General features: G+C 35.2%; 13 protein-coding genes. 9 read left to right on the forward strand and 4 right to left on the reverse strand.

Features of this window, described 5'->3' with window-relative positions:
- Positions 1–111 precede the first annotated feature (111 nt).
- Entirely contained in the window at positions 112–2,031 is a 1,920-nt protein-coding gene (locus ACVPPR_RS00905; RefSeq protein ID WP_462297861.1) for a fructose-1,6-bisphosphatase, read from the forward strand.
- 6 nt (positions 2,032–2,037) lie between these two features.
- Here the strand turns inward: ACVPPR_RS00905 and ACVPPR_RS00910 are convergent, their stop codons facing one another.
- On the reverse strand, positions 2,038–2,691 hold the full coding sequence (locus ACVPPR_RS00910; RefSeq protein ID WP_462297863.1) for a TMEM175 family protein: 654 nt from the start codon (positions 2,689–2,691) through the stop codon (positions 2,038–2,040).
- Between the two features lie 177 nt (positions 2,692–2,868).
- On the opposite strand from ACVPPR_RS00910, the gene ACVPPR_RS00915 reads away from it, so the two are divergent.
- The 6 genes from ACVPPR_RS00915 (at position 2,869) to ACVPPR_RS00940 (ending at position 9,595) form a co-directional block, all read left to right on the forward strand.
- The gene (locus tag ACVPPR_RS00915; RefSeq protein ID WP_462304376.1) at positions 2,869–5,589 is read left to right on the forward strand and encodes a sigma 54-interacting transcriptional regulator; all 2,721 of its coding nucleotides are present in this window, start codon (positions 2,869–2,871) and stop codon (positions 5,587–5,589) included.
- A 132-nt stretch (positions 5,590–5,721) separates the two neighbouring features.
- Positions 5,722–6,033, forward strand: a complete 312-nt coding sequence (locus ACVPPR_RS00920; protein WP_462297867.1) for a PTS sugar transporter subunit IIB — start codon at positions 5,722–5,724, stop codon at positions 6,031–6,033.
- Between the two features lie 16 nt (positions 6,034–6,049).
- On the forward strand, positions 6,050–6,367 hold the full coding sequence (locus tag ACVPPR_RS00925; protein WP_462297869.1) for a PTS lactose/cellobiose transporter subunit IIA: 318 nt from the start codon (positions 6,050–6,052) through the stop codon (positions 6,365–6,367).
- Positions 6,368–6,394: 27 nt separating this feature from the next.
- On the forward strand, positions 6,395–7,678 hold the full coding sequence (locus ACVPPR_RS00930; RefSeq protein WP_462297870.1) for a PTS sugar transporter subunit IIC: 1,284 nt from the start codon (positions 6,395–6,397) through the stop codon (positions 7,676–7,678).
- Between the two features lie 66 nt (positions 7,679–7,744).
- A complete protein-coding gene (locus ACVPPR_RS00935) occupies positions 7,745–9,151 on the forward strand; it encodes a glycoside hydrolase family 1 protein (RefSeq protein WP_462304377.1) in 1,407 nt (468 codons plus the stop codon).
- Positions 9,152–9,172: 21 nt separating this feature from the next.
- Positions 9,173–9,595 carry a DUF3284 domain-containing protein gene (locus ACVPPR_RS00940; RefSeq protein ID WP_462304378.1) on the forward strand — a complete coding sequence of 141 codons (423 nt, stop codon included), beginning with the start codon at positions 9,173–9,175 and terminating at the stop codon, positions 9,593–9,595.
- Between the two features lie 51 nt (positions 9,596–9,646).
- Here ACVPPR_RS00940 and ACVPPR_RS00945 read toward each other — a convergent pair whose 3' ends face one another.
- A complete protein-coding gene (locus ACVPPR_RS00945; protein ID WP_462304379.1) occupies positions 9,647–10,501 on the reverse strand; it encodes a DegV family protein in 855 nt (284 codons plus the stop codon).
- Positions 10,498–11,025 (reverse strand): DUF1836 domain-containing protein, encoded by a 528-nt coding sequence (locus tag ACVPPR_RS00950; RefSeq protein ID WP_462297876.1) that lies wholly within the window; start codon positions 11,023–11,025, stop codon positions 10,498–10,500. The genes ACVPPR_RS00945 and ACVPPR_RS00950 overlap by 4 nt, the downstream gene beginning before the upstream one ends.
- A 162-nt stretch (positions 11,026–11,187) precedes the next feature.
- Here ACVPPR_RS00950 and ACVPPR_RS00955 point away from each other — a divergent pair, with 162 nt between their 5' ends.
- The gene (locus ACVPPR_RS00955; protein WP_462304380.1) at positions 11,188–12,606 is read left to right on the forward strand and encodes a C69 family dipeptidase; all 1,419 of its coding nucleotides are present in this window, start codon (positions 11,188–11,190) and stop codon (positions 12,604–12,606) included.
- A gap of 58 nt (positions 12,607–12,664) precedes the next feature.
- Here ACVPPR_RS00955 and ACVPPR_RS00960 read toward each other — a convergent pair whose 3' ends face one another.
- Positions 12,665–13,558: a phosphate ABC transporter substrate-binding protein gene (locus ACVPPR_RS00960; protein WP_462304381.1), complete on the reverse strand. Its 894-nt coding sequence runs from the start codon at positions 13,556–13,558 to the stop codon at positions 12,665–12,667.
- Between the two features lie 226 nt (positions 13,559–13,784).
- Between ACVPPR_RS00960 and ACVPPR_RS00965 the strand changes: the two genes are divergently transcribed.
- A complete protein-coding gene (locus ACVPPR_RS00965; protein ID WP_462304382.1) occupies positions 13,785–15,806 on the forward strand; it encodes an ABC transporter ATP-binding protein/permease in 2,022 nt (673 codons plus the stop codon).
- The last annotated feature ends 73 nt before the right edge of the window (positions 15,807–15,879 follow it).

Genomic DNA, 15,879 nt, shown 5'->3' on the forward strand with positions numbered 1-15,879 from the left:
AAAGGACTGATGTGACACTATTGTAAGACAGGTAGTTAAGTATTGGTATTGATAATTAGACCGTGGTATAGTATTTGTAAGCGCATTATAAAATTGAAGGAGGTTATTGAAATGAATCCCTATTATTTAATGTTATTAGGAAAAAGATTTCCAACCAAACAAAGTATTGTTACCGAAATTATAAATTTAGAAGCCATTCTTAACCTGCCTAAAGGAACAGAGCATTTTGTTAGCGACATTCATGGTGAATATAATGCTTTTCAGCATGTTTTAAGAAATGGTTCGGGCAATGTGAAACAGAAGATTCAGGAAACGTTTAATGGCCGTTTAACTGAAGAAAATATACAAGATTTTGCGATATTGATTTATTATCCTGAAGAGAAATTGATTGCTAAAAAGCAACAAATAGCATCACAATCTGAATTAGAACAGTGGTATTTGGATACGATTGGTAGAATGATTGAGTTGTTACAAAAAACGGCAACGAAATATTCACGATCAAAGGTGAGAAAGGCGCTATCACCTGATTTTATGTATATAACGGAAGAATTATTATATAGTAATGCCCACGAATTGGATCAAAGAGATTATTACAATCGGATAATCGAAAATTTAATCAAATTGAACCAAGCGGAAGCTTTTTTAACAGTGACTGCGTATACGATTCAACGATTAGTTGTTGATCATTTACACGTAATTGGGGATATTTTTGACCGTGGTCCCAATCCAGATAAAATTATGAAGACTTTGATGGATTATCATTCAGTTGATATTCAATGGGGGAATCATGATATTTTATGGTTAGGCGGAGTGGCTGGGTCGCCTTTATGTATCGCTAATTTACTGCGAATTTGTGCAAGATATAATAATTTAGCAATTGTTGAAGATGCGTATGGTATTAATTTACGGCATTTGGCAACATTCGCTGATAAAATGTATCAAGATAACCCAGCGTTTTCGCCTAAAACAAATTCAGCACAAGAAAAAATTACAGAAGACGAACGCCTTTTGATAACAAAAATTCATCAGGCAATCGCGATTATCCAATTTAAATTAGAAGGCCAGATTATTCAACGTCGTCCTGATTTTGATATGGCGAACCGTGCCATATTAGAAAAGATTGTGGCTAATGGGACGAAAATCAACAGTCATGGTAAGCAATATTCATTACAGGATACTTGTTTTCAGACGATTGATTGGGCAAATCCGTACGAGTTAACGAGTGATGAATCAGAAATAATGGATAAATTGGTACAATCGTTCATTCATGCGACTAAGTTACGAGAACATCTCGATTTTATGATGGCACGTGGCAGTATGTTTAAGCGATATAATGGTAATTTGTTAGTGCATGGGTGTGTTCCAGTTACACAAGAGGGTAAATTAGAGAGCTTTGACCTGAAGGGACATTCATATGCAGGGCCAGAATTATTAGCTTTTTTTGAAGATAATTTACGAAAAAGTTATGCAGAGCCAAAAAAATCAACGGATCTTGAGACGGATTTATTATGGTATCTCTGGCAAGGACCAAAATCACCATTATTTGGGAAACACGCTATGAAAACTTTTGAACGTTATTTTATTGCCGATAAAGCGGTTCAAGTTGAAATACCAAATGCGTATTATGAATTGCGACATGACGAAGATTTTTGTCGTCATTTATTAGAAGAATTCGGACTTAATCCGGATAACGGTAAAATAATTAACGGACATACCCCAGTTAAACGGGGACACGAACCAGTCATGGCAAATAAAAAGATGATTGTGATTGATGGTGGCTTTTCTAAAGCTTATCAGTCAACTACTGGTATTGGCGGATACACACTACTTTCTAATTCATATGGGTTGCAATTGGTTGCACATCAGCCATTCACATCTAAATGGGATTCAATCGAAAATGGAACTGACATTATTTCGGTAAAACGGATTGTTGACAGTGAGGTTAAAAGGCAAACCATTGCTGAAACGGATATGGGTAAAGCGTTAGCTAGTCGTGTTGTAGAATTAAAAAAATATTTACAAAGCAAATAAAAAATCTTACTTTTTAGTAAGATTTTTTTTGTTGATAATCAATTTTTCAAGGCGATCTTCATTTTCACTCATTCGAAGGTAGGCAACGAAATGATAAATAATACCAGCTACCAGGAGAAATCCAGATAACCAAATATTGATGAAAGATAAGAGAATGGATGCCCCATAAATTGCCATTGAGCCAAGAGGATCAAAGCGAATTGATTGGTAATAAGATTCTGGTTTGGCTTTTGATTTTAGATAAGAATGTTGGTTAACGTAAAAATAAATAATCAAAAAAGTTCCTGAAATGAACAGCGCAACTAAATCATAGAAGATAAAGGCTGTTCGAATATCAGCGGTATTACCTGATGCTAAGACGGATGATATTAAGGTCATTGGGTAGTTAATTAAGGTAATCGAGAAGAGCATTAGTAAATTCAAAATGTTCAGTCCCCGGTCAGTGATTTTTAAACCAGCAATATAGTCATGATGAAATAGCCAAAGCGTGCCTACATATAAGTAGGAAATAAGATAAGTGGCAAATATGGGCCATTGATTCAAGACTTCAGTTAATAAATCGCCTTTTGTAAAACGATCTAAATGAAATTCAAGGACCATAATTGTAATTAAAATTGAGAAAACACCATCACTAAAGGCTTGGACACGATCAAGTTTCATATTAAATCCCCCAAATACTTTGTTTATAATTAGTCTCATAATAGCGTTACAAAGCCTTTTTTGCAACTAAATAGCTGTAAATTTTGATTAGTGTGTAAATGTGAGAAAAGATGCGGTATACTAATGATAGTAAGCGGTTTCGTATTTTTGTTAATGTGTAAGGGAGTAGTGAGTAACTTGGGAGATCGAAAAAAAGATATTTATAACCTTTTGAAAAATAAAGGAACAGCAATGAATGCCACGCAGATTGCAGATGAACTTGAGTGCAATCGTGCTAATGTCAGTCGTTATTTGAATGACTTATATAAATCTGGTGAGGTCACAAAGAGTGATGGACGGCCGGTTCTGTACCAATGGTCGTCAGTTGAAGAAAAAGAAAAACAACAGGTAAAAGCTGACAATAAAAGTGGCAAAGAAATGACCTTTAAAAAATTAATTGGCTCAAATGATTCGTTAAAAGTGATGATTCAGCAAGCAGAAGCAGCTATTTTATACCCACCAAGAGGATTACACACTATTATTTTTGGTGAAACAGGGACTGGTAAATCGCTATTTGCTGAGTGTATGTATCAATTTGCATTAGAATCAAAGATGGTAAAAGCAGAAGCGCCTTTTATTCGCTTTAATTGTGCGGATTACGCGAATAATCCACAGTTACTTTTTGCGCATATATTTGGTGTGAAAAAAGGGGCCTATACGGGTGCTGATCAAGATAAAAAAGGGTTGATGGATAAGGCTGATGGCGGAATCTTGTTCCTAGATGAAATCCATCGGCTACCTCCTGAAGGACAAGAAATGTTGTTTACCTTCATTGACAAAGGGTTTTATCGACCTTTAGGAGAATCTTCAATTACTAAAGAAGCAAGTGTGCAGATTATTGGGGCAACGACTGAAACATCTGAAAACTTTTTAAGTACGTTTAATCGTCGTATTCCAATGGCAATCACGTTGCCACCTATTTCAAAGCGGACGATTGATGAGCGTTATGGGATGGTCATGAATTTCTTTGAACAAGAAGTAGGTCGTTTGAACCAAGATATTGTTGTTGAACGCGATGCCATGCTTGCGTTAATGTTATACGAGCCAGAAGCTAATATTGGCCAAATTCAACGAGATATTAAAGTCGTTTGTGCAAAGGCCTTTTTGTATTTTAGAACGCATGAAACAGCGTCATTGTATATTAGATTAAAAGATTTACCACTAAATGTTCAAAAAGGACGTTTAGAAGGTAAAGCGAAGTATAAGAAAATTGATGCCTTAATGGATCGTTTAGCAAAAAGAACAAATGAAAAGAATACAAAAGTTGTGACTTTTAAAAATAGTGAGATAGTAGAAAAAGATGATCAAAAACCAACCGTTTACGAAACAATTGATAAAAAAGTTAGTGAAACGGATCAACAGAATTTAAAATCATTAAGTCTTAAGACGTTAATTGATTCAGATAACAAAGGTTATTTTAAAGATTATGTTGAGCAGTTATCAGGTGAAGGTGTACGAAAAGAATTATTACCAGATGACGTTTGGAAGGTTACCAATGAAGTATATGACTTAGCACAAAGTAAGTTAGGTCAAAAATATAATGAGAATGCGCGATTTGCTTTTGGATTACATTTGGTTAGCGCAATTGAACGAATTCGAAAAAATGTTGTTATCGTCCATCCTGATTTGAATAATTTACGTCAAAAAAATCCTAAGGCTTTTCGTGTTGCGTTAGAAATGGCAGACCGAATTGAGCACGAATTTGATATTGAGATTCCGTTAGACGAAATCGGGTTTATCACTATGTTTTTGAGCTCTGATTTAAGTGAAAAGAAACAACAAAATGAAATTAAAGTTGGTATTATCGTATTAATGCACGGCGCATCAACGGCTTCTTCTATGTTGCAAACGGCGCAAGAGTTACTGGGCACAACCAAAGGTAAGGCAATTAATATGCCACTGGATGTGAACGTTTCAGAAATTTACAATCAAGTGCGAGATTATGTGCTAGGGAATCAGGACCAATTAAAAAAAGGGTTGTTACTTTTAACTGATATGGGTTCTTTAACGAGCTTCGCATCAATGTTAGGCGAAGAAACGGGAATTAATACACGAGCCGTTTCGATGACGAGTACATTGGTTGTACTTGAATCGTTAAGAATTGCGATTGCTGGTCGTGAGTTGGAAGATATCTATGCTAATGCACAACATATTTTTGAATCGTCTGTTAAAGAACAATTTTTCCATATGCGTCCTAGAAAAAAAGCGGTTATTGTTGCTTGTTTTACTGGCGAAGGCGTTGCTGCAAGATTATATGACCGTATTGTACCTATTGTAAATGAAGATGAAGTAAAAGTTATTCGGATGCAATATTTAGAAAAAGATGCTTTTAAAAAGCATATCAACACATTAATGCGGGATTATGATGTGAAAGCGATTGTCGGAACTGTTGAAGTTTCTTATCAAAGAGTGCCTTTTTTCTCGGCCTTAGATATATTTAATGATGATACGTTACAAATTTTGAAGCGCATGTTATCTGATAATGATTTAACACAAGAAACGATTACAGCATTAGAAGGCAGCATTAATTCGGTTAACTCTGTGCCAGATTTAATTCATACCGTCCAAACAATGATTATTAAAATTCAATCAGACTTACAGATTGTTCTTGATCCTGAGATTACCGTGGGAATAATGATGCACCTGGCCTTTTTAGTAGATTCAAGATTGAAGGATCAACCAATAAAACCATTTAAGAATGTTCAAGAATTTTCTGCGGAAAATCATTTACAAATGGAAATTGTTAAAACGGCGTTAATTATTATTGAAAAAATGTATAATATTAAAATTTCAGATGACGAAGTTGCTTATATTGTCGAAATATTTATGGGCAATATGTTGAATAAAACCAGTGTGTAATAGTGAAAGAGTAGTGTGTGTGTAAAAATAAAAGTCTTAGAAAACGCTTTCAGAAAGCCTTTTCTAAGACTTTTATTTTTTGGCACGGAACTTGCGTATATAAGAGTATAAATAGAAAAAGGAGTGTCAATTATGAAAACAATTATGTTAGTTTGTTCAGCAGGTATGAGTACAAGTTTATTAGTATCAAAAATGCAAAAAGCTGCAGAAGCAGAAAGCTACGAGTCAGATATCTTTGCAGTTGGAGCTTCAGAAGCAGATTCAATGCTTGAATCAAAACCAGTTGATGTTTTGATGTTAGGCCCACAAGTTCGTTTTATGAAAGACGAATTTGAAAAAAAGGTTGCTGACAAGAATATTCCAGTAGAAGTTATTAACATGCAAGATTATGGCATGATGAATGGCGAAAAAGTTCTTGCAACAGCCAAAACATTGCTTAAATAAAAAGGAGGTGTCCGGTATGGATGAAAACGACGCACAAATGCAAACAATCATGGGGTTAATCGTGAATGGTGGAAACGCTAAGAGTGATTCTATGGAAGCAATTCGAGCTGCTAAAAAAGGTGACTTTGAAACAGCAGCTGCTAAATTGGCTGATGCAGATAAATCATTAATTGAAGCACATCATTCTCAAACAGCTATGTTAACACAAGAAGCCTCAGGTGATCCGGTGCCAGTTAGTTTATTAATGGTTCATGGTCAAGACCACTTAATGAATGCGATTACATTTAGAGACTTAGCCGGCGAAGTAGTAGACGTTTACAAAAAGATAGGATAAGAATTATAATCTAAGGAGGAACTACTCATGGACAAATTTTTAAAATGGATGGATATTCACTTTATCCCAGTAGCTTCAAAAATCGGGGCACAAAGACATTTGATAGCAATTCGAGATGCCTTTGTTGTTATTATGCCACTTATGATTTTGGGTGCTTTAGGAACATTAGTTAATAATCTTCCAATTCCAGGCTTTTCAAATTTAATGAATGGCTTATTTCCAAAAATAGTTAATGATGCTCCAATTTGGCAAAGTTTAGGTGGCGGCGTTTGGAATGCAAGTTTCGGTATTATGTCATTATTCATTGCATTCTTAGTTGCTCATAACGTTGCAAAATCATACGGTAAAGATGGTATCGCTGCTGGTACAGTATCAGTTGCTTCATTCTTTGCTCTTGGTGGCTTACAATTAGCTGGTATGACATCAACAGGATTATTCGTTGCACTTATTGTTGCTTTAATTTCATCAGAATTATTCCAACGTTTGAGTGGTAACAAACATTTAATCGTTAACATGCCTGATGGTGTTCCACCTGCTGTAGCAAAAGCATTTGCTTCATTATTCCCAGCAATGATTGTTGTAACAATCTTTGCCTTTATCAATACATTATTCCAAGGATTCGGCGTAACTGATATTATTGCAGCATTCTACAAACTTGTTCAAGAACCATTCATGGGCTTGGCAAATTCATACCCATCAGCATTATTATTAGCATTCATTTCACCATTCTTATGGTTCTTCGGTTTACATGGTGCTAATATGATTGATCCACTAATGCAAACAATTAACGCACCTGCTATTGCAGCTAACGTTAAAGCACTTAGTGAAGGTAAAGCAATTCCTTACATTGTTAACAAACCTTTCTTTGATTCATTCGTTAACTTGGGTGGAACTGGTGCAACAATTGGTTTGATTATTGCCATCTTCATCGTTGGCCGTAAAAACAAACCTTACAAAATGATTGGTTCTTTATCAGCAGCTCCTGGTATTTTCAATATTAATGAACCAATGATGTTTGGATTACCAATTGTGTTGAACCCAATTATGTTCGTGCCATTTATCTTAACACCAATGGTACTTGTAACTGTTGCTTATATTGCGACTGCTACCGGCATTGTGCCAGCAGCTACGGTAATGCCTCCTTGGGTTACACCACCAGTAATTGGCGGAATCTTAGCAACTAAGAGTTTGGCAGGTGGTGTTTTAGCCGCAGTCAATGTGGCTATCTCAGTATTAATCTACTCACCATTTGTTATCTTAGCAACAAGACAAATTGAAAAAGATGAAGCAGCAGCTTCAGAAAACAAATAAAATAAAAGCAAATCTCTTTACGTAATTTTATGTAGAGAGATTTTGTGCTAAATAAAGGAGTTTACTATGGTTAAATATGAATTTCCAAAAGATTTTTGGTGGGGGTCTGCTGCAAGCGGGCCACAATCTGAAGGCCGTGTTTTAGGAGATGGAAAAGCTGATAATATTTGGGATGCTTGGTATCAATCAAGTCCCGAAAAGTTTTTCAATCAAGTTGGTCCTGAAAAGGCATCAAGGGTCTATCAAAAATATGCAGAAGATATTTCTTTGATGAAAAAAACAGGTCATAATTCATATCGTACCTCAATCCAGTGGTCACGATTAATTCCAAATCCATTTACTGGAGAAGTTAATCCGGAAGCTGTTACCTTTTATAATCATCTTATTGATGATTTAATTGCTGCTGGTATTGAACCTTTTATTAATCTCTATCACTTTGATATGCCAATGGTCCTACAAGAAATGGGAGGTTGGCTAAATCGTGAAGTTGTCGATTTATACACTGACTACGCAGAAACGTGTTTTAAATTATTTGGGGATCGTGTTAAAAAATGGTTTACTCAAAATGAACCGATTGTTCCCGTTGAAGGTGGCTACTTATATGGTTGGCATTTACCTGATGAACGTAATTTGAAGCATGGGGTCCAAGTTGCTTATCATGAAGCATTAGCGAGTGCTAAAGCAGTTGAAAAGTATCATGAACTTAATTTAGGTGGGACAATTGGGATTATTTTAAACTTAATGCCAACGTATCCAAAAGATGAAAATAATCCAGAAGATGTTAAAGCAGCTCAATTTGTTGATGGTTTCTTTAATCGGTCATTTTTAGACCCTGCAATTAAAGGAACTTTTCCACAAGATATTGTTAATTGGTTAGAAGCGTATGACTTGATGCCAATCTACCATCAAGATGATTTAGCCGTTATTAAAGACAATACGATTGATTTATTAGGTGTGAATTATTATCAGCCAAGACGAGCAGCAGCTAAGGTCATCAAAGATGAACCAGAAGGTGAAAATGGTTGGATGCCAGAAGATTTCTATACCGTATATGATATGCCTGGGAAAAAAGTAAATCCATATCGTGGCTGGGAAATTTATGAAAAGGGTATTTACGATGCTTTAATTAACATTAAAGATAATTACGGTAATATTGATTGTTTTATCTCAGAAAATGGGATGGGTGTTGAAGATGAAGCCAGATTTATTAATTCTGATGGCCAAATTAATGATGATTATCGAATTGAATTCATTAAAAATCATTTGAAGTGGGTTCACAAGGCACTTGAAGAAGGCAGTCATGTCCATGGTTATCACATGTGGACATGTATGGATAATTGGTCATGGTTGAACGCCTATAAGAATCGTTATGGATTTATTAGTATTGATTTGGATAACGAAGCGAAACGAACCATTAAAAAGAGTGGTTACTGGTTTAAAGAAATGACGGATCAGAACGGCTTTAATGATTAGAAAAATGGAGGTGAATGACTCATGGAAGTTGAAATGAAATTAAAGATTCCCGCAAAATATTTATTTGATCAGATTATGGAATCTGTATTATATGATATTCATGCTCAAACAGGTCGTAAATTAACGAGAAATCAATTAGATGGGTTTGAATTCACCAAACAATTTACCAAAACCCAATCGGCTGAACTAAAAGTTACCAAAATGATTGAAAATGAAAGTTATCATTTTCAAACAGATAGTAACCGTAATAAGTTTGAAGTAGGATACGATATTAAAGCAATTGATGACGGTCATTGCTTATTAAGCTATAAAGAATCAATGACGTCTAAAGGTAAAATGCAACAAATGAATGACGCTTTTATGAGTATGATTATGAGTTTCTTCAAGAAGAGAAATTTCAAAAAAATGATTAAACAAATTGAAAGTAAGTATGCCACTAATTAGAGAATAGGAAAAGGAGTCAATCGACATTTATCGATTGACTCCTTTTTTGTGTTAATCCAAAATTTCAACACCGATACCAATGACACCAGGCCCAGCATGAACACCAAGAGCTGGAGAAACGTCACCAAAGTAGAAATGCGCGGCATTTGGATAATTAGTTTTTAATTTTTCTAAGATACTTGCGGCTAAAGTTTCATTATTACCGTAAGCAACGGCAATATCAAAATGTTCAGCATCGCCAATTTTATCATCGACGAGTGACAAGAATTTCTTCAAGGCCGCTTTTTCACCACGAGCTTTTGCGATGGGATAGTAAATGCCATTATCATCACATGAAATAATAGGTTTGATATTTAAAAGGTTACCCATGAGACCAGCAACACGACCAATACGGCCACCAACTTGAAGATAGTGTAAGGTTGGCACATAGAAAAAGACGCTACTTTCATCAACGGCTAATTGAACTTTTGTGACAATTTCGCCAAAGTCATCGCCTTCTTTGATTAGGTTTGCTGCGAAAATACCAGCTAATCCACTACCAATTCCAATATTCTTCGTATCGATAATTTCAACAGTTAATGGTGATAATTTTGCGAATGTTTTAATGGCGTTGTAGGTACCAGATAACCCACTTGAAATGGTTGTTGCAATAACATGTGTATAACCATCAGCTTTAATTTGTTCAAAAATATCGTTAATTGCGCCACCTGCTGGTGTTGCGGTTGTTGGAATTTCAGTTTCCATACGTTCATAGACTTCTGCAGGTGAAATAGAAATGCGATCTAGGTAAGTTGTGTCACTGAATGTAATTAAAATAGGGACCATGTAAATATGTTCTTGAGCCATAAAATCCTTAGGGATATCTGAACCAGAATCGACTAATATTGCAATTTTTTCTTCTCTCATGATTGAGGAGCCTCCTTCATTAGTATGACGAGTTTTTCACTGATAATATGATTAATGACGGCACTTGCGGCCGATCGTTGTTCTAATTCAATGATTGTTGTTTCAGTTGTGACTGGCTTTAAATTAATATTAAAGGTTAATGATTTAACTTGTTCGTTAAAAATTAGGGCAAAATTTGTGTAAGCTTCCTCGGATGAATTGTCGACTAAAAGTTGATCAATGCCATCTTTGATAACATCTAATGGAAAAGCAGATTTTAAAAGTGTAATAACAATAATCGCTGCTAAATGTTCTTTATGGTATCTTTTTTTGATTGGTTTGAACATAATTTCTTTTTTTACGTAATTATTAACCATTGTAGGCGTTACAGGTGTTAATTTTAGTGGTTCTAGATATTGGTTCACAAGTTTAATGGATTGATCCATATAAAGATCTAATTCTGGAAAATCAGTCCAATTAGGTAGCGTGATTTCTTTTAAGTTATCTAACCAATTTAAAAAAGATAGCGGAACCTTTTGACTCAAATGATAACCCCCTTAACGTAATAACTTCATGTTATCATTTTCATCTAGTGTTGTAAACTAGATTGAGTTGTTTCTTAAAGCATGTGTATAATTTTATGTCTATATAGGGATAAAAGTTGTACACTATAATGGTATTTAATAACGAGAAGGAGTGACTTATTTATGATGGAACAAGCATGTACAACCATTTTAGTTGGTAAGAAAGCCACAATTGATGGCTCAACAATGATTGCTAGAAACGATGATACATTTTTGCCTATTACACCACAACGATTCTTAATGTACCCTGCAGTAACAGGGCGTCATGAAACGTTAACTTCGAATAAAAATGGCTTTACCGCATCATTACCAGAAAATGGCTACCGCTGGACAGCAACACCTAATGTTGAAGTATCAAGTAAAGGTGTTTTTGATGAAAGTAGTATTAATGAAAAAAATGTCGCAATGAGCGCAACAGAAAGTGTCTATGCTAATGAACGTGTTTTGGCCTATGATCCTTTAATTAAAAATGGTTTGGCTGAAGATTCATTACAAACAATGGTTGCACCTTACATTGAGTCAGCAAAACATGGGGTTGCATATTTAGGGGCCTTGATTACAAAATATGGGTCACCTGAAGGAAACGGCGTCTTATTTAGTGATAAAAATGACGTTTGGTACATGGAAATTGTGACCGGACATCATTGGATTGCGCAACGTATTCCAGATGACGCTTATGCGGTTGCAGCTAATCAAGTTGCGATTCAAGAAATTGATTTTAATGATGCTGATAACTTTATGTGGTCAGACGGCATTCGTGAATATGTTGAAGAACATCATTTGAATCCTGATAAAACGGGCTGGAATTTCCGTCATATTTTTGGAACAGATACAGAAAAAGACCGTCACTATAACACACCTCGTGTCTGGTACGGTCAACGTTGTTTGAATCCTGAAATTGAACAAGAACCTACTTCAAGTGATTTACCATTCATTTGTTATGCAAATAAAAAAATTAGCGTTGAAGATGTGACTGCTATTTTAGGCTCACATTATAATGAAACGCCATATGATCCATTTGGTCATGGCGCTGATGAAGACCGGTTGAGATTCCGACCTATTTCAATGAACAGAACACAAAATGCGCATGTTCTACAATTGAGAAATGAAGTTGATGATGCGCATTCTGCATTAATGTGGATTTGTTTAGGGGTTCCAGCATTTGCACCCTTTGTCCCATTCTACACAAATGCTACAGATACAGATCCTAGTTACAGTGAAACGCCGTTAACGTTGGACATGAACAGTGCTTATTGGATGTACCGAACGGTATCAATGTTGACGGAATCACATTATTCTCATTTTGTGCAAGAAAATGTTGATTACTTGAAGGCTTGTCGTCAACAATTGAAGACGATGGTTGCTGATAGTGATGTAGCATCTGCAACTATGAGTGGGGATGAATTAACGAATTACCTCACAAAACAAAATTACGCTATTGTTGCTGATATGCGTGAAAGAACAATGGCAATGATTGGTCAATTTATTACTGAAGGCTTAACGTTGTCAAAATTAACATTCAATATGGATGCTAATTTATAAAAATAGGTTAAAAAAAGTGTTGCAATCAAAATTGCAACACTTTTTTTATGAATTTAGATTATTTGTTAATTTCGTCAACAGTCCCTTTAGCATCTTTTTCAACTTGCATATCTGAGATTGAGATGTAACCTAATTTTTTGATTAAGCTATTTTGAACTTTGTTTGATTGGATGTAGCTAATGAATTTAGCTGTTGCATATTTAGGTGAACCTTTAGTGTACATATGTTCATATGACCAGATTTTCCAGTTGTTATTTTCAACATTTTTTGATGTTGGTTTAACTTTATCAATTGATAATGCTTGGACTTTGTCATTTAAGTATGAGAAGGCTAAGTAACTGATAGCACCTGGTGTTGAGGCAACCATTTTTTGAACGGTACCATTTGAATCTTGTTCTTGTGTTTGTTTAGCTGTTTTCTTTGGAAGGATAATGCTATCAAATACAGTACGTGTACCTGAACCAGAAGCACGGTTAATCACAACAATTTTTTGATCAGCACCGCCAAGATCTTTCCAGTTTGTAATTTTACCTAAGAAAATATCAGCAAGTTGTGATTTTGAGATGTTAGTAACTTTTGTCCCCTTGTTAACAACTGGGGCAATACCAACAACTGCGACTTTATGATCAACAATTTTTTTAGCGTTAACGCCATCTTTTTGTTCTGCGAAGATATCTGAGTTACCCACTGTAACAGCGCCTGTAGAAACTTGGCTTAAACCAGTACCTGATCCGCCACCTTGAACACCGATGGTTAAACCTGAATGGGCATCTTGATAAGTTTCGGCTGCTTTTTCAACTAAAGGTTGTAAAGCAGTTGATCCAACAATATTAATTTTTCCTGTTATTTTTGTTGCGTCACTTGAAGAAGATGATGATGAAGTTTTACCACATCCTGCTAATAATAAAAGCCCCATTGCTACTACTGAAATAATTGCTGTTTTCTTTCTCATAATTTACTTCTCCTTTTATTTTTGTACTCGTATTTAAGAACAACTTCATAGTATCAGGTAATTGTTATCGTTTTGTATGAATCGTGTAATGATTTATACTAGAAATTGTAAAGAATAGGTAAAGGTCGATTAAAATGTTTTGCTTTTGTGAATAGGGTTGCCTATAATGAAAATCATCCTATTATGACAGATTGTCATAAAGAAAAACAGAAACAGGGGGAGTCAAATGATTCTAGAAATCAAGCACGTTTCTAAAACGTATAATATGGCTGGTGGTACGACATTTAAAGCCTTGAAAGATATTAATGCCTCTTTTGACAAGGGCGAATTAGTTTCTATTGTTGGTGAATCCGGAAGTGGTAAATCAACATTAATGAACTTAATTGGTGGACTGGATTCAAGTTTTGATGGTGAAATTACTTATAATGGTGAAAATATCGGTGATTTTTCTGAAAAAGAATTGGTTAACTTTCATAAAAAGAGTATTGGATTCATTTTCCAAAATTTTAATTTGATTCCTCATTTAAGTTTGATTGATAATGTTGCTATGGCAATGACTCTATCGAACGTTGATAAATCAGTGCGTGTTGAACGTGCCAAAAAATTATTAACGGATGTTGGTTTACAAGATCATATGACAAAGAAGCCAGATCAAATTTCTGGTGGACAAAAACAACGTGTTGCAATTGCGCGTGCTTTAATGAATGATCCAGATGTCATTATTGCTGATGAACCAACGGGTGCTTTAGATTCAGAGACAACGGATGCTGTCTTAGAAATTATCAAAGATATCGCTAAACGTGGTAAGTTAGTTTTAATGGTTACCCATTCAGATCGTGTTGCGGCTTATTCAAGTCGTGTTGTTCGAATTGATAACGGTGCGATTATTTCTGATGCTGAACAAGAACAACTTGAATTGCATACGAATGAAGATGAATTTAAAGGTGAAACACCTAAAAATTTAAGTCTATGGTCAGCAATTCGATTAGCTGCATTGAATATGAAAGCTAAATTCTCTCGTAATTTACTTGTTGCCATTGGGTCAAGTATCGGGATTATGTCAGTTGTTTTGATGTTGTCGCTTGGTAGAGGTGTGACAAGTTATATTAAGAGTACAATGTCTAGTTATGTGAATCCTAATGTAACGGAAGTCCATATGAAAGCCAAAACGAGTTCGAGTGCTTCAAGCAGTAGTGGCAGTTCTACACCAACGCCAACAGCAGCCACGGGTTCTCAAGCGCAAGCAGCACAAGCTAAGGAACAACAAACACAAATGGCTGCAATTACCGGTCAAACAGGTTCATTTGCTAAGAAAGATATTAAAAAATTAACGAATGTGAACCATGTTGATTCTCTTCAAAAGGGTTATACAGCGATTTCGCTTGGAACAAATACAGTTTCATATAAAGGTAAAAAAGCCAGTTTGATGCAATTGGGGACAATGAACTCAGGTATCACAGCATCAAATATTACTAAGGGGTCAAAACCTGGTAAAGATGGTATTTTATTAGATAAAACAACTGCTGATACATTAGGCAAAAATATTGTTGGTAAAAAAGTCAAAATTGCGATTGTTTACAATGAAAAAACAATCAAAAAAACGTTCAAAGTTGCCGGAATTTATGAAGCATCTGGTAGTAGCAGCTCAAGTAGTTTAGTTTACTTGAATTATACTGACTTACAACAATTGGTTAAAGATAATCATGAATCAATCAAGCCTAATGTTGTTTACTTGCATACAAAAGATAAAGCTAATACAGCTGGCATTAAAGCTAAAGTGAAGTCATTAGGCTACACGGGTTCAATTCAAGAAAAAATGTCTGAAATGTTTACCCAAATGTTAGATATTTTAACAGATGTTTTAACAGCCGTAGCTGCAATTTCATTACTTGTTTCTGCAATTATGATATTAGTTGTGCTTAATATCTCAGTTGTTGAAAGAACAAAAGAAATTGGTGTAATGAAGGCTCTAGGGGCACGTCGCAAAGATATTCGACGTATTTTCGTTTCAGAAGCCTTCTTAATTGGATTAGCATCTGGCCTAATTGGTGTCGGGGTAACGTATATTTTAGCTTTCGGGTTAAATGCCTTCTCGATTGCAACATTCGATGTCACAATTGTCAAAGTTACCGCTAGTTATGCACTTTCTGGTATTTTAATTAGTGTCTTGATTAGTATGTTTGCAAGTTTCTTACCAGCAAATAGAGCATCAAAACTTGATCCAGTTGAGTCTTTAAGAAAAGAATAAGTAAAAGCATTGCATTTTTAAATAAAAACGAGTAACATGACAAGTTGTCACATGACAGCTTGTCATTTTTTTG

It is taken from the genome of Dellaglioa sp. L3N, from assembly GCF_054941095.1.